This is a genomic window from Corynebacterium faecale (assembly GCF_030408735.1).
Lineage (GTDB): Bacteria > Actinomycetota > Actinomycetes > Mycobacteriales > Mycobacteriaceae > Corynebacterium > Corynebacterium faecale.
Genome location: NZ_CP047204.1, coordinates 1,110,164 through 1,131,808 on the forward strand (window position 1 = coordinate 1,110,164; position 21,645 = coordinate 1,131,808).

At 55.0% G+C, this 21,645-nt stretch carries 14 protein-coding genes and 3 pseudogenes; 12 read left to right on the forward strand and 5 right to left on the reverse strand.

What is annotated here, in order from left to right:
- The first annotated feature begins 18 nt into the window (after window positions 1–18).
- Window positions 19–3,048, forward strand: coding sequence for a glycosyltransferase family 4 protein (locus CFAEC_RS05180; RefSeq protein ID WP_290279423.1), 3,030 nt, complete (start codon window positions 19–21; stop codon window positions 3,046–3,048).
- A gap of 76 nt (window positions 3,049–3,124) precedes the next feature.
- Window positions 3,125–4,720: an IS1182 family transposase gene (locus tag CFAEC_RS05185; RefSeq protein WP_290279425.1), complete on the forward strand. Its 1,596-nt coding sequence runs from the start codon at window positions 3,125–3,127 to the stop codon at window positions 4,718–4,720.
- 183 nt (window positions 4,721–4,903) lie between these two features.
- Here CFAEC_RS05185 and CFAEC_RS14280 read toward each other — a convergent pair whose 3' ends face one another.
- A complete protein-coding gene (locus CFAEC_RS14280) occupies window positions 4,904–5,245 on the reverse strand; it encodes a transposase (protein WP_353960124.1) in 342 nt (113 codons plus the stop codon).
- A gap of 528 nt (window positions 5,246–5,773) precedes the next feature.
- On the opposite strand from CFAEC_RS14280, the gene CFAEC_RS05190 reads away from it, so the two are divergent.
- Complete coding sequence (locus CFAEC_RS05190) at window positions 5,774–7,438, forward strand: heparinase II/III domain-containing protein (protein WP_290279427.1); 1,665 nt, start codon at window positions 5,774–5,776, stop codon at window positions 7,436–7,438.
- Between the two features lie 53 nt (window positions 7,439–7,491).
- On the opposite strand, the gene CFAEC_RS05195 is transcribed toward CFAEC_RS05190, so the two are convergent.
- Window positions 7,492–8,166 carry an IS630 family transposase gene (locus CFAEC_RS05195; RefSeq protein ID WP_353960125.1) on the reverse strand — a complete coding sequence of 225 codons (675 nt, stop codon included), beginning with the start codon at window positions 8,164–8,166 and terminating at the stop codon, window positions 7,492–7,494.
- On the reverse strand, window positions 8,075–8,653 hold the full coding sequence (locus CFAEC_RS05200; protein ID WP_290279429.1) for a helix-turn-helix domain-containing protein: 579 nt from the start codon (window positions 8,651–8,653) through the stop codon (window positions 8,075–8,077). The genes CFAEC_RS05195 and CFAEC_RS05200 overlap by 92 nt, the downstream gene beginning before the upstream one ends.
- Before the next feature lie 181 nt (window positions 8,654–8,834).
- On the opposite strand from CFAEC_RS05200, the pseudogene CFAEC_RS05205 reads away from it, so the two are divergent.
- Window positions 8,835–9,600, forward strand: a pseudogene (locus CFAEC_RS05205) (IS1380 family transposase); the annotation flags it as partial.
- 192 nt (window positions 9,601–9,792) lie between these two features.
- Here CFAEC_RS05205 and CFAEC_RS05210 read toward each other — a convergent pair.
- On the reverse strand, window positions 9,793–11,199 hold the full coding sequence (locus tag CFAEC_RS05210) for an integrase core domain-containing protein (protein WP_290279431.1): 1,407 nt from the start codon (window positions 11,197–11,199) through the stop codon (window positions 9,793–9,795).
- 216 nt (window positions 11,200–11,415) lie between these two features.
- Here CFAEC_RS05210 and CFAEC_RS05215 point away from each other — a divergent pair.
- From CFAEC_RS05215 to CFAEC_RS05235, 5 genes and pseudogenes are all read left to right on the forward strand, one after another.
- Window positions 11,416–12,048, forward strand: a pseudogene (locus CFAEC_RS05215) (transposase); the annotation flags it as partial.
- Between the two features lie 505 nt (window positions 12,049–12,553).
- Window positions 12,554–13,573 (forward strand): dTDP-glucose 4,6-dehydratase, encoded by a 1,020-nt coding sequence (gene rfbB / locus CFAEC_RS05220; RefSeq protein ID WP_290279432.1) that lies wholly within the window; start codon window positions 12,554–12,556, stop codon window positions 13,571–13,573.
- Window positions 13,574–13,576: 3 nt separating this feature from the next.
- A complete protein-coding gene (locus CFAEC_RS05225) occupies window positions 13,577–14,938 on the forward strand; it encodes a sugar nucleotide-binding protein (RefSeq protein WP_290279434.1) in 1,362 nt (453 codons plus the stop codon).
- On the forward strand, window positions 14,939–15,796 hold the full coding sequence (rfbA, locus tag CFAEC_RS05230; protein ID WP_290279435.1) for a glucose-1-phosphate thymidylyltransferase RfbA: 858 nt from the start codon (window positions 14,939–14,941) through the stop codon (window positions 15,794–15,796).
- A gap of 77 nt (window positions 15,797–15,873) precedes the next feature.
- Window positions 15,874–17,595, forward strand: coding sequence for a glycosyltransferase family 61 protein (locus CFAEC_RS05235; protein WP_290279436.1), 1,722 nt, complete (start codon window positions 15,874–15,876; stop codon window positions 17,593–17,595).
- Between the two features lie 189 nt (window positions 17,596–17,784).
- On the opposite strand, the pseudogene CFAEC_RS05240 reads toward CFAEC_RS05235, so the two are convergent.
- Window positions 17,785–19,042, reverse strand: a pseudogene (locus CFAEC_RS05240) (IS256 family transposase).
- Between the two features lie 165 nt (window positions 19,043–19,207).
- Between CFAEC_RS05240 and CFAEC_RS05245 the strand changes: the two are divergent.
- The 3 genes from CFAEC_RS05245 to CFAEC_RS05255 all read left to right on the forward strand — a co-directional run bounded on the left by CFAEC_RS05245 (window position 19,208) and on the right by CFAEC_RS05255 (window position 21,492).
- Window positions 19,208–19,672 carry a transposase gene (locus CFAEC_RS05245; RefSeq protein ID WP_290279438.1) on the forward strand — a complete coding sequence of 155 codons (465 nt, stop codon included), beginning with the start codon at window positions 19,208–19,210 and terminating at the stop codon, window positions 19,670–19,672.
- A gap of 13 nt (window positions 19,673–19,685) precedes the next feature.
- Complete coding sequence (locus tag CFAEC_RS14325; protein WP_435384261.1) at window positions 19,686–19,844, forward strand: hypothetical protein; 159 nt, start codon at window positions 19,686–19,688, stop codon at window positions 19,842–19,844.
- A 310-nt stretch (window positions 19,845–20,154) separates the two neighbouring features.
- Entirely contained in the window at window positions 20,155–21,492 is a 1,338-nt protein-coding gene (locus CFAEC_RS05255; protein WP_290279440.1) for an IS1380 family transposase, read from the forward strand.
- The last annotated feature ends 153 nt before the right edge of the window (window positions 21,493–21,645 follow it).

A 21,645-nucleotide genomic window follows, 5' to 3' on the forward strand; every position in this document is an offset into this window, starting at 1 on the left:
TATTGGCTGGAGAAACTAATGACACAAAATGAAAAAGTCCAAGTAATAGCGGCGAATGCTGCCGAATTTAGTGCTGAAATGAAACGGCTTTGGGAGAAGGTAGGTTCGATAACCAAGTCTATTGACTTTGTGGAGCAGCATCCTGTTTTGGCCTCACGTGTTGGAAAGACAGGCCAGGCTCAAAGGCGGCGAGTTTACGGCGAACTAGAACTGCTCACAGGCGGAGTAACTATACCGGAGCGAGCCAGGGGAGTGGTTTACCCACCTATCAGCGGTAAGATTATGTATTGTGTTTATTCCACACCTGCTTTTAACTCAAACGGGTACTCTACCCGAACTCGAGGAGTAGCCAATGGACTCAAGGCAGCGGGCGGTGACGTAGTTGTTGTCGCACGTGCAGGGTATCCATGGGACTGGAAAACTGATGTGCCTGTTCCGGAGGAAGTTCGTTCGGTTGTAGAAATAGATGGCATCGATTATGTCCACCTTCCCAATGGCAATATGTCCGCATTTGCTCCAAATGTGCATATCGAACAAGCTGCTGATGCCTTTGTTCAAGAAGCTCTCATACAAAGACCGAGTTCTATCCAAGCAGCATCGAGCTATCGTGCAGCCTTGCCTGCGCTGATAGCGGCTCGCCGATTGGGGGTGCCATTCGTCTATGAAGTTCGCGGTCTCTGGGAAGTCACAGGTGTTTCAAACGACCCCAAATTTGCACACACTGAACGTTATACGATGATGAGAGACATCGAATCGCGATTAGTGCGCGAAGCCGATATGGTGCTTGCAATAACTAAACAAGTGGCAGAGGAACTTATTGCGCGGGGCGTGAAAGCAGATAGAATCCGACTTGCTCCTAACGCAGTTGATCCCACTCTATTCTCCCCCCGTCGTCCCGATCTAAAGCTAGCGCGTCAGTTAGATCTAACAGTTGGAGTGCCTACGATTGGCTTTGCTGGAAGTATGGTCAAGTACGAGGGGCTTGAATCGCTCCTAGAGGCATCGAAGATTCTGGTAGAGCGAGGTGTAGACCATCGAGTAGTCTTTGCTGGCTCAGGAAACACTGAAGAAAGGCTTCGTCAACTTGTAGTAGAAAGCGGCATGGACTGTGTAAAGTTCCTGGGCCGTCTTCCTCAAGACCAAATACCGAAGTTCCTAAATCTCTGTGACATCGTGGTAACGCCGCGAGCATCCACCGTAATTACTGAGTTGGTGTCAGCCTTAAAACCTTTGGAAGCCTTTGCTTCTGGCCGACCGACTGTTCTATCAGACGTTGCGCCTAACGTCGAGTTAGCAGGAGAAAGCGGACTGCGCGCTGCGTTATTTGAAGCTGATAATCCAGAGCATTTCGCGGACATCTTACAGCAGCAGATTGAAAACCCACGTGAGAGTTCTCAAATGGCGAAGAGAGCCCGAGAGTGGATCGAAGCTGAGCGAACTTGGGAAGCGATTGGTCACCACATGCTCGAAGCGCACGAAAACGCCGCCAAAGTTTTCGAGGACAACATTGTTCCTTTCCCGGGGCTTGCGGTTCTACATTGCGGGATTATTGCCTCAACGCCAACGGTTGATGCCATAGATTCCTTGATGGATGTTACGCCAATATCTAGATCGTGGTGGTCCTCACAATTGGATCAAAACGAATTTGATTTTATTTTTGTTGAGGCATCCCTAGAAGCAGGCGGGCTGAGCTGGCGTGACGGAATAGCTCATGTTGATAACCAAAATTCCCGAGACCTACGTGAACTTCTGAATGCCGCAAAGACCCGGGGTATTAGAACGGTTATGTGGAACCCAGGCACTTCAGAATCATTTGAACAGTTTCGGCCTAATGTCAAATACTTTGAGACTCTGTTAACTGCTGATTATTCAGTGACTTCAAGTATTGTGAATTCACCGGAAACTGAACATCTCCATATCGGTGTTCTTCCTGCATTCCTCGATGTAAAGAATCAGAATCCATATCAGAACCAGACACGAAACGCGCCAACCAACGGCGTTGCTCTGCTCACAGGTCAATCAACTCATTCAAGGGTTCTTCAGAATGGGCCAATATCAGAATTAGTCCCTGTGCTTAAAGATCTTCCTGGGGCTGTGATCGCGACAGGAGATAACGGTCGACTCCATCGTTCCGCTGTTCGCGACGCCAACGGTGACGAGATCTTTGACGAGGAGTGGTTAAACCATCGAGACTTGCTCGGCAGTTACGATATGGCGATCGTTAACGCACCGAATGAAGAAATAATACCTACAGAAGCTTTGATTGCAGGCGCCCGTGGCATTCCAGTGATGTTGCCAGGCGGTAAGGCCGTGGATAATTGGTTTCCTGGACTCTTCCTGAATTCGCTAAGTTCGTTGGAATTACGCGCCCTGACAGAAGCTTGGAGGCTGAATCCTTCTGACCGACTTGATGTCGTATGGACCCAGCTGCGCAGGATCAGCCGCTCTTACACAGCTCAAGTTAGATATGAAATCCTCGCACGCTCTCTTGGGTTTCCAGTTGAGGCTGGCGCTGGAAGGGTGTACGGGCTTGAGGTTGATTTCTTAACAGATTCAATAGTTAATTCTATTCTGGGTCAATCTATTCGTCCATCAGCTATTGCCGTGAAGAACCTAAAAAACGAGTTTGAAAAAGATTTAACTCAGGGCTTGAGAGCGGCTGGGATTCGAATTCTCAATAACCCTAGCGAACAGAACATTCCCCTTTGGGGCCGTATAACTACTGAAGTTCCCAGCACTTTTTATGAGGACTTGTTGCTTACCATGCAGATGGGGAATTGGAGCGCCGTAACCGCTGCCACTAAGGATTCAGGTCATCTGATCGCGAAGCCTGATGTATTTACAGCAGTTAGCAGTTTGAGCAAATCTGATGTAGATGTCGATGAACAGATCCAGGTCTTGATTAAGTGGACATCGGACAATGAAAGCCTCACCGAGGAAAATTGGAATTCTTCGGTAGAAGCAGCGGTTAGGAATTACGTTTCCACTAATTTGACTGATTTTGTCCGAATCATCCGCCAGAATGGTCTGGTGGGATTTGATGCCTAGGAGACTGCTGAATAAGTAGGATTCATTATCCCGGACCCCTACCGCAACACAGTAGGTATCCGGGATAATTATGTTCATGCACGGACACGAGTCCCACCAGGCCGACACCAGCTCCGCAACCATCGGCCACCTCCTACCCGAAGGCAGCATCTTCGGCTTTCTCCGAGACCACCGACGAGAAGTCTTCGCAGAAGATGACTTCGCCGACCTGTTTCCCTCCGGCCTGGGACGTGGTTCCCTCCCCGGCTCCCAGATGGCCGCGGTGATGTTACTCCAGGCCCTCTACGCCTACTCCGACCGTGACGCAGCCGACGCGGTGATCTTCGACCTGCGGTGGAAAACCGCCTGCGGCTTCCCCTTGGACTACGCAGGTTTCCACCCCTCAACCCTGACCTACTGGCGCCGCAGGATCGCCTCCTCAACCCGGCCCAACCGGATCTTCGACGCCGTGGCCGAGGTCATCACCGCCACCGGGATCCTGTCGAACAAACGCCTGCGTGCGGTGGATTCCACCGTCTTCGATGATGCCGTGGCCCGCCAGGACACCATCACCCAGCTTATATCCCAGATCCGTAAGGTCGGCCGCACCGTCGATGGTGCCGCCATCCTCATCCCGACGGTGTGCCACCGATACCCGGCGGTGACCGGCCAGGACTACACCCCCACCGGGAAACCACCCATTGACTGGGATGACGAGACTGCTCAACAAGAGCTGGTTTCAGCCCTGGTCGGTGATGCTCTGGTCCTGTTCGGGGCCCTCGATGTCGAGGCGATCACCACCACCGGTGGCCCCCAGGCCGATGCGGTGGCCCTACTCGGCCTGGTCGCCGGCCAGGACGTGGAACCCGCTGAAGGTTCCAACGGCACCGACGGACGCTGGCGCATTGCACGGAAAGTAGCCCCGGACCGGGTAATTTCTACCGTGGACCCGGAGTCCCGCCATGCTCACAAAACCAGAGCACACCGACAAGATGGGTTCAAGGCCCATATCGTTGTGGAACCGGATACCGGCCTGGCTACGGCAGTGGACATGACTACGGCTGCCGGTATCGACGGAGCCGATCACAGTGTCGGGGCCCGGCTGGTCACAGGGGATCAGACCCTGGAGGTATCCCGGCAGGCAGGACCGGTCGCGATCCTGGGCGATACCGCCTATGGGGCCGGGGTGATGCTGCGTGTCCTACAGGATCACCAGCTGATGCCGGTGATCAAGCCGTGGCCGCTGCCATCGGCGGTCCCTGGTGGGTTTACTGTTGATGATTTCCGTCATGATGATAACGCGGGCACGGTGACGTGTCCGGTCGGGCATACCCGGGTGATCACCCCGTCCGGGAAAGTGAACTTCAAGGCGGTATGCCGGGACTGTGAGCTGCGGGCGCGGTGTACGACTGCGGTCAAGGGGAAGGTCTTGGTGGTGAGTGCCCATGATCTGCTGTTGCGTCGGCAGCGGTGGTTTGCCACCCTGGACTGGTTTCAGCAGACCTATCGTCGGTACCGGCCGATGGTGGAGCGTTCCCTGGCGTGGATTACCCGAGGGGCTCGCCGGCTGCGGTACCGGGGTGTGACCAAGAATAACGCGTGGTTGCATACCCGGGTCGCGGGTGTGAATCTACGTCGGTTGATTACCTTGGGGCTGACCCGCACAGACGGGGCGTGGGCAATCACCGCTTGACCAAGCCGGAGGGCTGTCAACAACCCCGACCCGCGGGGGCTGAGTCACGACCGAGATATCACTGAGGACCCGCCGGAACCCGGCGGGTCATCAGTGACCACACATTATTCAGCAGTCTCCTAGGCCTCTCTTCATGCGCGATTGAAAGCAATGTAGTGTCAGAGAAGATCCCCCGTATCCAGGCTAGATGATTGAGTCCAAGGGTGTGCTGGGGTAGGTATGGCAAAACGACCTGCCCGGGCTTGTGGCCGCATCGGGGCGCAGCCAGTTCGACAGGTATAGAGCCATGACCATGCGGTCCCGCCCGTCCGGGCCTGTGATGGTGGGGACCGAGTCGTGGGCCAGTAGGTGCCGCAGCCGGGTGGTGTCGAGGTGTCCGCAATTGATCGCGTCGTATAGGGCTCCGTGTCCGCGGTGGTGCTTAGCTTCCAGTGACAGGTGCGCAAGATCAGTCACCGGTGTAGTTGAGCACGCGACGGTGTCGGTGAGTTCGAATAAGGTATCTCCCCGGCAGGTGAGGCACATGTAGTACCCGGTCCGAAACCGGTCGAGGCGTGCCACTTAGCGTCGGGGTGGCACTGAGGGTGCTGGACGGTTGATAATCATGAGGCGGCCGCCGTTTCTTTCTTCTTGTGAGGTAATAAGAAGCATCAGCAACGACGGCCGCTTTTCCTTTTCTGACACGCCGCGCCAGCACAAACCGAGCATAAACCGTAACCCCAAAGGTTAAACGACAAGCTGAGAATAGACAGAAAAATACTGCCTAAACCCGTGCCATAATTTAGCTAATGTTAGTTCATGAGATTTTCATATTGATTGTTTTTGAAGACACAAACATCCCTGGCATCTTGACATTGTATGCTCAGAACAGAGAATCTGATGCCAGATATTCCGAAACACAAAAGTTAGTAACCGACACCTAATGGACATGAGATCTGGGTTGGTCCGATTTTCTAAACGGATTGCCGAAGCTGTTTTCCGATCGAGATAGGATAGACTTATGTATATCTATCTATTTTAAGAGATTATCCTAAACATGAAAAGAGTTGTCACATGAATTATTCAGCTCAACAGAAGTTAGCGCAGAATTTTCTGCCGACCATGCCGTCGCCGTATGGGGCCAAAAATCTGTTTAAAGACTTCTTGAAAAGCGATAATCTCTATTTCTCATCGAAAGAACACGTTCCCTATGCAGATGGAGCCCTGTGGGAAAGTTCGCAGTCGAGAAGTGCAGGGAGGAAAACTCATGGCTGGTTCTTTCTTCCAATATGGGCCTCCGCATTCTCTGAGCTTAATGAAGCCGACCGATTGATCTTGTCCTCAAGCTTTGACAGGTTATTCAATCGATGGCTGGAAAAATCCAAAGATCCCAAGACTATGGTTTTTCACGATGAAACCACAGCTCAGCGTGTGATGAACCTAAGTTTCGCATTGCATACCCTTCAACCTGTTTTGAGCAAAGAGACGAGGAAAGCCGTCGATGCGATTATTAAAAGAGACCTCGTGCTGCTTTCCACTCCTGAATTCTACGCAGGGGTCAATAATCACGGCATGTTTCAGAATATGGCGATTCTATTCGCCCTTTCTTATGGTCATTGTGAAACTCAATCGCGAGCGCTTGAGGATTTCGCTTTAGCTCGGTTGGCCGCCTATTTTGTCTCTTGTTATACCGCAGACGGCATTCACAATGAGAATAATCCCTACTACCATATGGCGATTTCCAGGCATGTGAGGTCAGTATTGGATTATGCGGAATCTTTAGGGAAGGGCAATTTTTTTGGTTCCCTGCGGTCAGTCTTCGACCACGCGGATGAGTATGCGGCATTTTCGTTGACCCCTGGTGGTCATTTCCCTCCTATCAGTGACACTCTAGTCAGACCTATTTCTAAACGAGATGCCATTAGAACTTTTGGTAACGGCTGGCTACTGGGCGCAGTTACCGGCGGGGATGAAGGTCGCTTGCCTACAAAGAAAGTGTTCGTTGCTGAAAGCAGTGGTTATGGAATTTGTCGCACGGGTTGGACTGGTGAGTTAGACACCTATGTATTTTTTCACGCTGCATATAATTCGGACTACCATAAGCACTCTGATGAGCTAAGTTTGTATATCTACGCTAATGGGCACGAGTTAATTACCGAATCTGGGACTCATGGATACGAACGAGACCACCCCTTCACCAAATACGCTCATTCCAGTTTTTCGCACAATACGCTCCTAGTTGATGGAGCTGGTCTGCCCCGAACTGACAGGCAGAAGGCTCACTTGACATCTCTTAGTGATACTGGAAGCAGCGAAGACTGTCTTGATGTCACAGGTCGCACACTAAGGTTCGAAGGAGTCGACTGGACTCGGCGGGTGCAAGCATCTTCGGATTCGAAGCTGGGGCGTCCGATAATAGTGCAAGACCGGATTTTGTCCGAAAAAGAGCATAGTTATACGATTCTTTGGCACTTTGGCTCTGAACTGGTAAGTCAAGTGGTTGGATCGACTGTAGAGCTGCGTCTGAGGGACTCAGGGGTGAAAGTTTGTGAGATGGGATTGTCGGGAGCTGAAGTTCTCTCGATAGAAAAGTATCGCGGAGAAACTCAACCTAGTGTCCAAGGTTGGAAGTTTCCGAAGCCGGGAGAGGCAGTAGAGGCTGATTGCTTGCAATTTGAATTCTCCGGAGTATCAGTAGAAATTGATTGGACCATATCTCTAACAGGCTTCTCTGAATAGCGCTACAGCATATTGTTGATGAAAAATGAGAGTGCCCTAGTACTGCGTCGTGACTAATTTTCTGGATATAGATGACGGAGTTTGATCCGGGCATCGTCGGTGGTGAACTGCCAGTTCACGACCCGCTTCTCAGCGTTTACGGTGTCCTGCCAAGGCCGTAGTTCCTGGTTGAGGGTGTCAAGGTCAGGTATCCGGCGGGACAGGCACTGACGTGACAGGGCCGAGAGTTCGATCTCTGCGATATTGAGCCAGGAACCATGCTTGGGGGTGTAGTGGATCTCCAACCGATTGGCCATATCCCGGGCCTTGGCGGCGGGGAATGCTTCATAGAGTGAGCCCACAGTATGAGTGTTGAGGTTGTCCATGACCAGCACGATCTTGTCCGCATCGGGGTAATCTACCGTGAGCAGTGTCTCGATTTCGTGGGCCCAGTCCACCCGGGTGCGTCGCGGCCGGGCATGGACCCGACGCCGCCCGGCCAAAGGCTCGGCCCACACGAAGATGGAGCACACTCCTTTGCGGGAGTATTCGTAGTCCTCTTTGCGGGTCCGGCCAGGCTTCACGTCGATGGCCTGGCGGGTGTAGTTCAGTAGCTGGTAGGGCTTTTCATCCATGCACACCACCGGGGCCTGCGGGTTATATGCCCTGGCGTAGACATCGAGGACATCTTCCATCCTGGCCACGAACTCGCCGTTGGCTTTCGGTGGGATCGCCCAGTACTCCTTCAGGTGGGGTTGAAGTTTCGTTTTTTAACACCCGTCCGATGGTCGAATGATCCAACGGCGGGATCCCTTCGGTGAGCAAGATATGTTTTTCCAGCAGTCGCAGACTCCACTGGGCGTGTCCTTCCGGTGGATTACTACACGCCAAAGCGATCAGGCGGGCTTCGACCTCGCCGGTGACCTTCGGTTCGACTGGCGGGGTCAGGCGCTTTTTCCGGGTGACGGTTTCTTCTACGTCACCGTCCCGGTCGGCGTAGGCCTTGGAGACTTTGACCACGGTATCGACGTGCACTCCGGCTAGTTCGGCTACTTTCACTTGGGTCGGGACCGGTTCCCCGCGGCTCAGCCTGTCGGGGTGGTCTTGGTCAAGCTCCAGCAGGATACGTGCCCGGCGTACCTGTTGGGCGGGAAAGGTGCCGGTGCGGACTCTGGTGGTCAGCCAGTCCCGTTCGGTGTCGCTGAGAGTTACTGGTCGGGATTTTGCTCGTGCCATCACTACCTCGCTTGTAGCGGGTGGTAGGGGAGGGGCCCGCTAGTGTTATTATCCCTTAACCTGGATCCACCGATGTAGTTCAGTTTCCAACGGCGTGGGAATAAAGAAAATGCCCTTCCGACATGGGATAATACGACTTATCTAAGGTCCGTATTCCACATCAAGAAAGAGCATCTCCAAGGTGCAAGTATCTCACACCCGAAACGCTTTGTCAGTTTCCTTCGACGACCCCAACCTCATCTCTACCGCAGGGCTGGTTCCGATCATGCGCCTTGCCGACACCGCAGGCCTGACAGCCCTGGCCGAGGACCGGTTAACAGTATCAACCGACAAAGGTGCTAACCCAGGTGCCAAAATCACGACCCTGATCGCCGGTATGGTTGCTGGCGCTGATTCCATCGCCGATATGGATATACTGCGTCACGGTGGGATGAGCACGATCTTTAACCAGATCTACGCACCGTCGACCCTGGGATCATTCCTCCGGTCATATGCTTTCGGGCACGTGCGCCAATTTGATGCCGTCGCCTCCCGATTCCTGACCGGCCTGGCAGCACAGACCCCGAATCTGGTTCCCGCCACCGATGGTTACATCTTCGTCGATGTTGACGACACGATCATCGAAGTCCACGGATATAAGAAACAAGGTGCCGGCTTCGGTTACTTGAGGGATACGTGGACTCAACGCCCTGCTGGCCACAGTCACCACCCCGAATTCTGCCCCGGTGATCGTGGGCCAACGATTGCGGAAAGGATCATGCAGGTCGCCTCGTGGTGCCAAGCGCCTGATCGGCGATGCGGTGGCCACCACCCGGCGTTTGCCGGGGATGGACAACCAGAAGATCCTTCTACGCGCGGATTCTGCATACTATGGATATCCGAGTATCAGTGCCGCGATCAAGGCAGGTGTGGAGGTGTCCGTAACGACCAGGATGACCTCGAATGTCACACAGTGCCAAATGGGGTTTTGGGGTACCGGGATTCCGGGGATCGTGGTGTGAAGTGTCATCACCTTGTGCACAGTCAGTATCACTAGGTTATGCACACTCAACATCACTACCTTGAGCACATCAGTACCAAGGGGTGGGACCTGCTGGGAATGGGATCTAGGACTTCAACCTCAATCCCAGGCCTGACGATCAATCGATGTTGTCGAGGGTTTCCCAGAACTGGGCATGCCGTTTCGTCCACGTCGTTGACGGCTCCGCGAGATAGACACCTTTGATCTTGTAGGAATTAATGAACCTCCTTGACTGGGTCATGGCCACCACCGGCAACGGAATCATCAACACCAGCTCGCCGGTGTGGTGGTCCCACAGGCATAATTCATCAGCGGTGATAGTCCGGTAGAACAACCTGCCCGCAAGGGTTCTGGGCACGCCGATGCGCATGCCCTGGTAGAAGACAATGGAGTTTTCTTTGGTGATTTTGATGGTGTCCGGATCCGGCGCAGGGCCGTCTGATTCAGGGTCATCAATCACCGCACGAGCCTCAACCAGTCCGGTGTCTGGTTGGCGGTAGATATCGGTTTGGGCTTCTTTCCTACGACGATATCGCTGGACTCGTTGAGCCAATACCGAGGGATCAAGGGGCTCAGTTGCTGGGGCGTGATCAATCATTTCCCAGGCTTGAAATGGGGTCAAATGACCGGGTAAACCCTGGTGGGGGCGTTTAGTGTTGTAATGCTTGCGAAACATCTCAATGCGCAGTGCCGTTTCTTCCAGGGTGGAAGGCTGGTGAACGCGCAGGTATTTCAGCAGGGTACTGTGGCTGCGCTCGTTTTTTCCTTGGGTCTGGGGATGAGCGGGGCGACCACTAATAGCAAGACATCCCTTGCTGGCCAGGAAGGCTTCCAGCGCGCCGATGCTTCCTTGGCGGAGCTGGTTGAAGGCGGAGGAATTATCCGAGAGCAACTCCTGTGGCACTCCGTATTCTTCGATGGCACCACGGACCACGGTGACGGCATCCACAGAGTTCTCCGGCCTGGGGTAACACTGTGTTCCGACGTCGAAACGGGTGGCATCATCAACAAGCTGGTAGATGCAGATTTCGGTGGCATCAAGGTTGTAGAGGCGAAATTCGAAGGCATCGAGTTGCCACATTTCCATCGCGCACGCTCGTTGGAATCGGATCAGGGTCTTCTTCGGTCGCTTCTTTGGGTTTGTTTCCACCACTCCGGCGGCTCGTAGCAGCCGGGCGATGGTGGCGGTGGAGGGTAGGTTGTCGAGCATGCTGGATTGTTCGATGGCTTCATAGCGAATTGAAATGGGTCCATAGTCCCAGCCGTCTGCTTTGAGCTTGTTACGCAGCCGGATCAGTTCGCGGGTGGTTGCTTCATCAAAGCGGCGGTGGAGGGTGTGTGGTGCGCTGCTGTGTGGGTGGAGGGCTGCTGATGCTTCTTCGTGGAAGCGTTGGCGGATGGTGTAGTAGACCCGTCTGGAGATCCCCAGGTCACGGCAGAATTGGGTGATCGGCGGTGATTCTGGGGCTGTGGGGTCGAAGTTGATGATTTTCCGGCGGAGTGCTGGTGGGAGCGGTTTCGGCATCTGCCCATTGTCGTGAATTCCCAGCGTGATCCGTGGGCTGCTGAGTCCTTTTTTTAGAGCCGAAAAAGTGCAGGTGTGGTGTGCATAGGGTTGGTGATACATGTGTGCATAGGGTTGGTGATACATGTGTGCATAGGGTTGGTGATACATGTGTGCATAAGGTCGTGATAGAGCACACTCCGGAATTTCAGTACCATTTCACCCCATTTGGCAACACAGGCGATCACCCAGATTCCGGACACGTCCTGGGAAACCATTGAGTACACCGACGCCGTGTTCGACGAGGGCACCCAACGCTGGATCTCCTCCGCCGACGTCGCTGAGATCCCCTTTACCGCGTTTACCTCACGGAAGAAAACCGACCACATCCCCGGTCGGCTGGTTGTTCGCCGCATACCTGAGCTGAATAAGAAAGACATCGACCAGCCGGGACTGTTTGATTTACACCGGTTTCATGCGGTGTTCACTACCGCCGACCCAGACATCCTCGATACCGTTGCCGCGGATAAAACCCACCGACAACACGCGATCATTGAACAGGTCAACGCGGACCTGAAAAACAGCGCCCTGGCGCATATGCCGTCAGGTGTATTCACAGCGAACGCGGCCTGGCTGGTGTGTGCGGTCATGGCCTTCAACCTCACCCGCGCTGCCGGGACCATCGCTGGTACCCGGCTGGACAAGGCGACCACCGCGACAATCCGCCGGAAACTGGTCGCCGTCCCGGCCCGGATCGCTCGCCGGTCTCGGCGGCTGGTTCTGCACCTACCCGACAGCTGGCGGTGGGAATCCCAGTGGTCAAGGTTGTTCGATCACGCCCACGGCCCGCCGGCAGCGGCCGCAGCCTGACCGCCCAGCTGATGTATCGGCTGCCAAGATGACAACAATTCGTGGAACAACCAGACGACGACGTGATCTGGGGAGCGCCCCTACCCGAAAACTCCCGACCCAACCGGAGTCAGAATCAGCTCGTTACCGAGGCCACATCGGTTGATCGAGGCTTAACCAAGACCATTAGTCACGACGCAGTACTAGTGTTTGCCAGACAAAAATTGAAGCAATTTTTAGCACAGAGAAGGGAACTCCCGACTCCTCGGTGCGTGATCTAATTGCGCCTCTAGCAAGAAAAGCTAATGGCGGTTACTGGGGGCCACTTAAAAGCAGGCAGATAGGGTCTTGGCTGGCCTGCATTGCCTGTACGCTATGCATCCGGCGTCTCGGGATTTCGCGCACAGGAAATATTGCGGCTTTTACGCAGCTAAAAGCTAGACTTTTGGAGTGTGATCTAACCTGGTCAGCTATGTTTTTGAGATTCGTCGAGTATCCTTCTGAACTTGATGTAACATTCCTATTCATGACTTCTTTGCTTGTGACCGGTGGCGCCGGTTTTATCGGTGCGAACTTCGTACGCCAGACCATTGAACAGCACCCCGAGTACACCCAGATCACGGTGTTGGACAAGCTGACCTACGCCGGCAACGCCGAGAACCTCGCAGGTCTCCCCGCCGATCGGGTCAAGCTCGTCGTGGGTGATATCTGTGATGAGGGGCTCGTCGATAAGCTTGTGGCCGACCACGACATCACGGTGCACTTCGCCGCCGAGTCGCACAATGACAACTCGCTCAATGATCCCTCCCCGTTCGTGCAGACCAACGTGGTGGGCACCTTTGTCATCCTGGAGGCGATCCGCAAGCACGGCAAGCGCCTGCATCATGTCTCCACCGATGAGGTCTTCGGTGATCTGGAATTAGATGATCCCAACCGTTTCACCGAGACCACCGCGTATAAGCCATCGTCGCCGTATTCCGCCACCAAGGCCGGCTCTGATCACCTGGTGCATGCCTGGATCCGGTCTTTTGGCATCAAGGCGACCATCTCCAACTGCTCGAATAATTATGGCGCGTACCAGCACATCGAGAAGTTCATTCCGCGCCAGATCACCAATATCCTCTCCGGCTTCACCCCGAAGCTGTACGGCACGGGTGAGCAGGTCCGTGACTGGATCCACGTGGATGACCACAATGATGCCGTCCACCTCATCCTGCGTGAGGGCACCTTGGGCGAGACCTATATCATCGGCGCGGACAATGATCACGTGAACAACAAGGCCGTGATCTCCATGATCTGTGAGCTCATGGGCCTTGGCCCAGATGCCTATGAGCACGTGGCTGATCGCCCGGGCCATGATCTGCGTTATGCCATGGATTCCACCAAGCTGCGCACGGAGCTTGGCTGGCAGCCGAAGTACACCGACACCGATACCGGCATGCGCGCAGGCCTGGAGCAGACCATCGCGTGGTACACGCAGAATCAGGACTGGTGGAAGCCCACCAAGGACCAGGTTGAAGCTACCTACGCCAAGCAGGGCCAATAAACCATGACCTCATTCAACAAAGACCTCACCTTCCGCGAAACCGACATTGACGGTCTGTTCATCTTTGATTTCCCGGTACACGGCGATAACCGCGGCTGGTTCAAGGAAAACTGGCAGCGCAATAAGATGACCAGCATGGGCCTGCCGGATTTCGGGCCTGTGCAAAACAACATGAGCTTCAACGCCACCGCTGGCACCACCCGCGGTCTGCACGCCGAGCCCTGGGATAAGTTCGTCTCCGTGGGCACCGGCGCCGTGTTCGGCGCGTGGTGCGATCTCCGCGAAGGCTCCCCCACCTTCGGTGAGGTGGTCACCACCACGATCACCCCTGATGTCGGCGTGTACGTACCGCGCGGTGTGGCCAATGGTTTCCAGGCACTGGAAAACAACACGCTCTATACCTACCTGGTCAATGATCACTGGTCCCCCAACGCCACCTACTCCAACGTCAACCTCGACATGATCGACTGGCCCCTGCCGATCACCGAAATCTCCGACAAGGACAAGAACCACCCCGCGCTTATCGACGCCACCCCGCTCCCCTCCCGCAAGGTGCTGGTCACCGGTGCCGCCGGTCAATTGGGCACCGCGCTGCGCACGGCGTTCCCCACGGCTGAGTTTGTCACCCGCGAAGAGCTGGATATCACCGCTGATCTGACCACCGCACGTCCGTGGAAGCAATATTCCGCGATCATCAACGCCGCCGCCTACACGGCCGTGGACACGGCCGAATCTGATCGCGCCACCGCCTGGGCTGTTAACGCCACCGCGGTGGGAAACCTCGCCACGGTGGCCCGGGAGAATAACCTCACCTTGGTGCACGTGTCCTCTGATTATGTCTTCGACGGAACAGCTCAGTCCTATGACGAGCAGGTCGCCTTCTCGCCCCTTGGTGTGTATGGCCAGTCCAAGGCCGCTGGTGATATCGCCGCTGCCACCGCGCAGAGGCATTATGTGGTGCGCACGAGTTGGGTGATCGGTGATGGCAATAACTTCGTCAAAACCATGGCCTCGCTTGATCAGCGCGGTATCGCCCCATCGGTGGTGGATGATCAAATAGGCCGCCTGAGCTTCACCCAGGATATCGCCGCAGGCATCAAGCACCTGCTGGAGTCCGGTGCTGAGTATGGCACCTATAACCTCAGCAACTCGGGCGATCCTGCGTCCTGGGCAGATATTGCCCGGGAGGTATTCCGTGATGCATCACAAGTGACCGGTGTGTCCACGGCGGAGTACTTCGCTGATAAGCCTGAGGCCGCACCGCGTCCGCTGAACTCGGTGCTGGATCTATCCAAGTTGGCCGCCACGGGGTTTGAGGCGCCGGATTGGCGCTCACGTCTAAGCGATTACCTTGAGGAGCTGTAAATGAAGGGCATCATTTTGGCCGGTGGATCCGGTACCCGGTTGTATCCGATCACCAAGGGCATCTCCAAGCAGTTGATGCCGATTTATGACAAGCCGATGGTTTACTATCCCCTGACCACACTGATCCAGGCGGGTATCCGCGAGATCCTCATCATCACCACCCCGGAGGACCGCGATTCCTTCGAACGGCTCTTAGGGGATGGCTCGGCGTGGGGCATTGAGCTGACCTACGCGGTGCAGCCGTCTCCGGATGGTCTGGCGCAGGCGTTCATCATCGGTGAGGACTTCATTGGTGATGACGATGTGGCGTTGGTGCTTGGCGATAATATCTTCGACGGCGCCCAGCTCGGCCGCGCCTTGAAAGCCTGTGCCGATCCAGACGGTGGGATCGTATTCGCCTATGAGGTCTCCGATCCGGAGCGCTACGGTGTGGTCGAATTCGATGAGGATAACCGCGCGGTGTCCATCGAGGAGAAACCAGCCGTCCCGAAGTCTAATTTCGCGGTGGTGGGTCTGTACTTCTATGACAACCGCGTAGTGGAGATCGCCAAGTCGATCAAGCCATCAGAACGTGGCGAGCTGGAAATCACCTCCGTGAACGAGGCTTACCTCAACGCCGGTGCACTGACCGTGCAGCGCCTGGATCGTGGCGATGTCTGGCTGGATACCGGCACCATTGATTCCATGTCGGAGGCATCTTCTTATGTGGAGGTGCTGCAAAAACGTACCGGTAATATCATCGGCTCTCCTGAGGTGGCGGCACATCGGGCTGGGTTTATCACCACTGATCAGCTGGTGGAGCTGGGTGAGGGCTTGAAGAAGTCCGGCTACGGCAACTACCTGCTGCAAAGTCTCTAAGAAAAATAAGAAGGATAGCGCGTGGGTTAAATATTTTCCTCCTCAGACATTCAAATTCTAAAAATAAGGATTCTCGTATGAAATCACCAGCTTCACTACAGCTAGAAAAATTTCCTCCCGACTCTCATCAAAAACAGAGAGCAGAATTTTCTCTTGACCGAAATCAAGCAGTCTTGAACGTTGCATTGCACGGGATAGGAGATGATACGGTACTCCGAGCAGCAGTTTTTGACCACAAAGGCAGAAAATTCGTGGCTTTCCTTGGACTCCAGCCTACGAGCTCACAGCAAATTGACCTAACACCATTCCCTCAGTTGTCACATTTCTCCATCAAAATACAGACCCTCGTTGGTGAGAAATGGACTGACATTGCAAAGGGGCACCGAATTTCGCAATCCGAAATCGATGAAGTTTATGTTCTTGACCCTAGTTCGCGAGATATACGAGTGGACTGTTATGCCCTCGTGCGCACGCTTCGAGGAAAGATCATTGCCGAGTACCTTATTCCAGCTGAGAAGAAGGTTTCACTTGTCCTTAGCTTTTCGGACGACGACAAATATCAGGTTGTCTATTATTCTTTTGATTCAAAACGGGCTAGACGTGGCAAGCCACTCACCTCGTCCTTGGCGATCCTCCCGAGTTCCCTAAGAGGGGGGGTGCCAAAAGACGTATATACAGTTACCGACGAACTGAAATATTCGATTAGGCGCAAGGTAACCCTCAGTCCCACAATGTTAGTGGCTAAAAAGACTGGTGGAGGATTTTGCACTTCAGGCTACACAGGCGCTTGGGAGGATGGTGAAGAAATAGCGGAATGTGTAGAGTTTACTCTAGGACGTCAACAATTTTTATTTCCTGAGCCACCAGATAAAATTGAGATTAAACTACCGTCTCCGATAATCTACTTGGGACTTCCTCATCGCGGGTGGGGTCACTTCTTGACTGAGGGCCTGTCGCGAATCTGGTTCGCTATGCAGAACCCCCAGATACCCGTTCTTTGGGATACTGCGGTCCTGCCGAAATACGCCCAGTCGGTTTTTGACTCGCTAGGTATCCGCAATGAAATGTACTTTCTAACTCAGCACTCATATGCAGAGGAAGTTATTTTTCCATTCCCGGGAATAGGTCTAGGTGACTACGTCTCTCCTGATTTCGCAGAAGTTGTTGGGGCGATTCCACCCTCTCCTATTATCCCAGGAAAGAGAATATTTCTGAGCAGAGCTGAGCTTCAAGAAGAGGGGGCTCAACTAGCAGGTGATGGCGAAAAACGATTGTTAGAATTGATGAGAGAGAATGGTTTTGAGCCCTTTGCTCCAGAACTACATTCTCTTTCTGAGCAGCTTAATGAATTGTCGTCAGCCGAAGTCGTCGTTGGGATAGAAGGATCAGCATTCCATACGCTTCTTCTGCTTCAGGGCTCCGTGAATACACAATATTGGGCACTTAGTCGTCATCGTGGAGGTAGCGGGGTTTTTGAACATATTAAGCAAGCTAAGGATCTTAAATATGACACTCTTAATTATCTACAAGGGCGTTACAAGGGGCACCGGGAGCCTATCGATCTAGATCTAGATGCTCTTGGTCAAGATCTGAGTCGCACTAAAGGTTTTACAGAAAATCTAGAGTTACTTAAAGAGCGTGTAGAGAAACCTGTAAACTCACAAATTTCTTTTAGTGGACATCTAAAGAATACCCAGGTGCGACTATCTAATAGAGAAAGAGTAATCTATCAGGTAAATAAGGGTCTCCGTGAGGGTAATATCGACGCAGCGGCAAGGGCTTTAGGGAGTTATTTTTAGTAGTATTTTGCTAGATGGGGTGCGACCACAGTACGGGTGACAGGTCACAAAGCGGATGATCGCGGCGTGGAGTTGGGCGAGTCTGACCTAAAAGCGGTCAAGTCCGCGCGAGTGGTGTATCTGCCCTTTCGATAAAACAAGCAGCATAACGACCTCAAGGACCATCACGAGCTAAATGCCGGCACTGGCTCATGCCACGTCCCTTCGCGTGATCTCAGACGCAGCAGCGTCGTCCGCATCGATAATGTTCGCCGTCATCATCACCCTGGTCTGCTCCAGGCTCGTCAATGACATGTACCGTTTCTGCTGGATCCAATCATCATGCTGTTCTGCCAGGACAGCACCGACCAGGCGCACGACAGCGTCCCGGTTGGGGAAGATCCCGACGACATCGGTGCGCCGGCGAATCTCCCGGTTCAACCGCTCGGTGGGGTTGTTCGACCAGACCTTGGTCCACACAACCTTGGGCGCGTTCGTGAACGCTAGCAGCTCATCAAGAGCTTCTTCCAGGTAATCGGCCACATCCGGGAACTTCTGCTGACAGAACTCCACCACATCCCTGGCCTGAGCCCACACCGATGCCGCATCCGGCTGCTGGAAAATAGTGTGGAACATCGCCGACAAGGTCGGCCACTGCGTTTTCGGCACCATCCCGTACAGGTTCTTGGAAAAGTGCGTGCGACACCGTTGCCACGAGGCATTCGGCAGGACCTCACCGATGGCGTGCTGGATCCCCAGATGCGCATCACTGGTCACCAAATAGACCTCGTTGAGCCCTCGGGCCTTGAGGTCCCGGAAGAACCTAAGTCCACGATGCTACAGACTCGGCTGTGGCGACCTGCATGCCCAATAACTCCCGGTACCCTTCCGAATTCACGCCAGTAGCCAGCAGGACAGAGGTTTTCACCACCCGGCCGCCTTCACGGACTTTCATGGTCAGCGCGTCACAGGAAACGTAGAGGTAGGGGCCGGTATCAAGTGGGCGGGTGCGGAAATCTTCGACCATGACGTCGAGATCTTTGGCCATGTCCGATACCTGGGATTTCGACAGGTTGTTGATGCCTAGGGTGGCGACCAGGTCGTTCATCCGCCGGGTGGACACGCCCTTGAGGTAGCAGGTGGCGATGACGGTGGTCAGGGCCCGTTCAGCACGGGTGCGTCGTTCCAGTAACCAGTCAGGAAAGAAGGAGCCGGTGCGTAGTTTCGGGACCGCGACGTCGACGGTGCCGACTCTGGTGTCGAAGTCCCTATGGCGGTACTCGTTGCGGGTGTTAACCCGGTCCTGGGAGACGGTGGCGTAATCAGCGCCGCAGACCTGGTCAGCCTGGGTGGACAGGATCTGGTTGATGAAGCCCTGGAGCATCTCTCGCATGAGATCCGGGGATGCTTGGGCGAGTAATTCGTCGAGATAGGTGGTCGGGTCGATAGAATAGGGGCCAGCGGCCATCGTGGGTTCCCTTTCGAGGATAGGTAAGAGTTGATTCGAAAGGTACTGCGGTGGTCGCCTCATGTGTTCATGGGGTCCCTCACCGGCAGTTACAGATACACCACGCTAATGGACACGACCGAAACCCACCGAATTATTCAGCAGTCTCCTAGGAGAATTAGTGCCATGTCGAATCGCCGTATCTTCACCGAAGAGTTCAAAGCAGGAGCTGTGCAACTCGTCGTCTCATCAGGACGCTCCATCAAGGAAGTGGCAAGCGAGTTGGGTATCAAAGAAGGAACACTGGGCGCGTGGGTAAGAACCTGGAAGGCCGAGCACCCAGATGCCGGTGTGGATGAACCAGGCCCGGTTGAATGGGCGAAATACAAGGCCCTGCAGGCAGAAAACGCTGCGTTGAAACGAGAAAACGAGTTTCTGGGAAAAGCCAGCGCCTTCTTTGGAAGCCGAAGCACCTGTAGAGGATCTCTCAGCGTTCATCGAGCAAGAGAAGGCCGTCTTTCCCATTACATGGATGTGCAGGCGGCTGGGTGTATCCAGAGCATCATATTACCGGTGGGCCAACCCCACCGGACTGACTCCCACAGCCACAAGGCATTTAAAGCTCAAGCACGAGGTCGCCCAGGAGTTTGAAAACAGTAACCACATGGCTGGCAGGGATCAGCTGACCACGCTGCTCAACCAACGAGGTGTCAACGTTTCTACCGGGACCGTGGGATCAATTATGAACGAATTAGAACTACGTGCCAGGGGCGATGCGTGCCTGGAAGAACACCACGGTCAACGACCCAGCAGCCCGGACTGAGCATATTAAAAATCATATGATCGACAGCCACGGAAAACGAGACTTTACCGCGACCGTGCCTGGGACCAGGCTTGTTGGTGACATCACCTACCTCAAGACTGGCTCCGGGTGGCTATATCTGGCCACTGTGATCGATTTAGCCACACGCATGGTGGTCGGGCCCGTGCCCCACCCTTGGTTCATGACCTAACCCGGGTTTTTCACGGTGACCGGTGGACACGGGCCCGCCAATAGAAGAAGTGACCCCCTGACCAGGTAAAATTTGGAGTTACCACGCTACAAATCACCAGTCAGAAAGGTCACCTTCAAGGTGAAGACTACCACCATCACCATCGGGGCTCCATCCCCACGCCAGATCTGCTCGAACGCCGGATTATTAGCCTTCGCCCGCACCGCCACCCACCTCGCCGTCACCGACACCATCGACGACGCGTTGACCGGCCAGCAGAGCCCGAACCTGACCCACACTGTCGGCTCCACCATGACCTCACTGGCACTGGCGTTGATCCTCGGCGCTGACGACGTCAGCGACATCAACCTGCTCGACCCGTTGGTGTCCACCGGGCTGATCACCCAGGTGCCGTCAGATTCCACGATCCACCGCCGCCACCAAGAACTCGCCGACCTCGGCAACAACGCACGCTCACCGTTGACGGCGGCGATGAAAACCATCCGCACCCGGGCATGGAACAAGCTCGGCCCCCGCAACCCGGCCACACGGGCCACAGTCGATAATCCCCTGGTCATCGACCTGGATGCCACCGAAATCACCGCGCATTCGGACAAGGAACTGGCGTCTGCGACGTGGAAGAAACACTTCGGTTTCCACCCGCTGTGCGCCTTTATCGACCTCGGTGACGACCACGGCGGGGAAGTACTGTCCATCAAGCTACGCACCGGCAAAGCCGGGGCCAACACCGTCGCCGATCACCTCGACGTCCTCGACGCAGCCCTGGCCTCATTGCCGGATCACGCGGACGGTCAGCCCTGGGGCAGGAGGTTGCTCATCCGCAGTGACGCCGGCGGCGGGACGAAAGGACTCATCGAGCACATTGAGTCCCTGGGGCATGGTTACCTGATGGGGTTTCGCGGCAGCGATGCGATCGGCATTATCGCTTCCACCACGGGCAAGGCGGCGAAGTCCCATATTCTGCGCCCGGACGGGGCACCTGCGACACTGGCCACCGGGTTCATCGCCGATATCACCGGACGCATCCAGACCTGGGCGCCGCAGCGCCCACCCAAGATCGGCATCAACCTGGACAACTACCCGGCCGGGATGCGGGTGATCATGAAAGCCGAGCACCCCGCCAGCGGCGCACAGTTGACGATCACGGATGTCGACGGGCGCCGCGTGCGATTGTTTGTGACCAACCTGACTGGCCAGCCCCAGCGCCTGGACCGGGCCTACAGTCGCCGGGGCCGGTGCGAGCAACGCATCAAGAACCTCAAAGACCTGGGATTATCCAAACTTCCGCATCATGGGTTCGGAATGAACCAGGCGTGGATCTTGTCGGTGATGCTGGCGCATAACCTCATCGTCTACACCGGCCTGATCGACAGCATTGCTGGTCACGGGCATGGGCATCGGTGGTGGGGATGGGAACCAAAAACGATTCGGGCCCGGACATCAGCATCGCCGCAGTGATCACCCGGCATGCCCGCCGACTGATCTTGCGGGTGGATCGGGCCGCCCCCTGGCAGTCGTTGCTGCGCACGGTGCTGGGACACCAACAGCACCGGGCACCGTCCTGACACAGCTGTTGACCCCCTTGGCACTGTTTCCTGTTCCTGCTGCCCT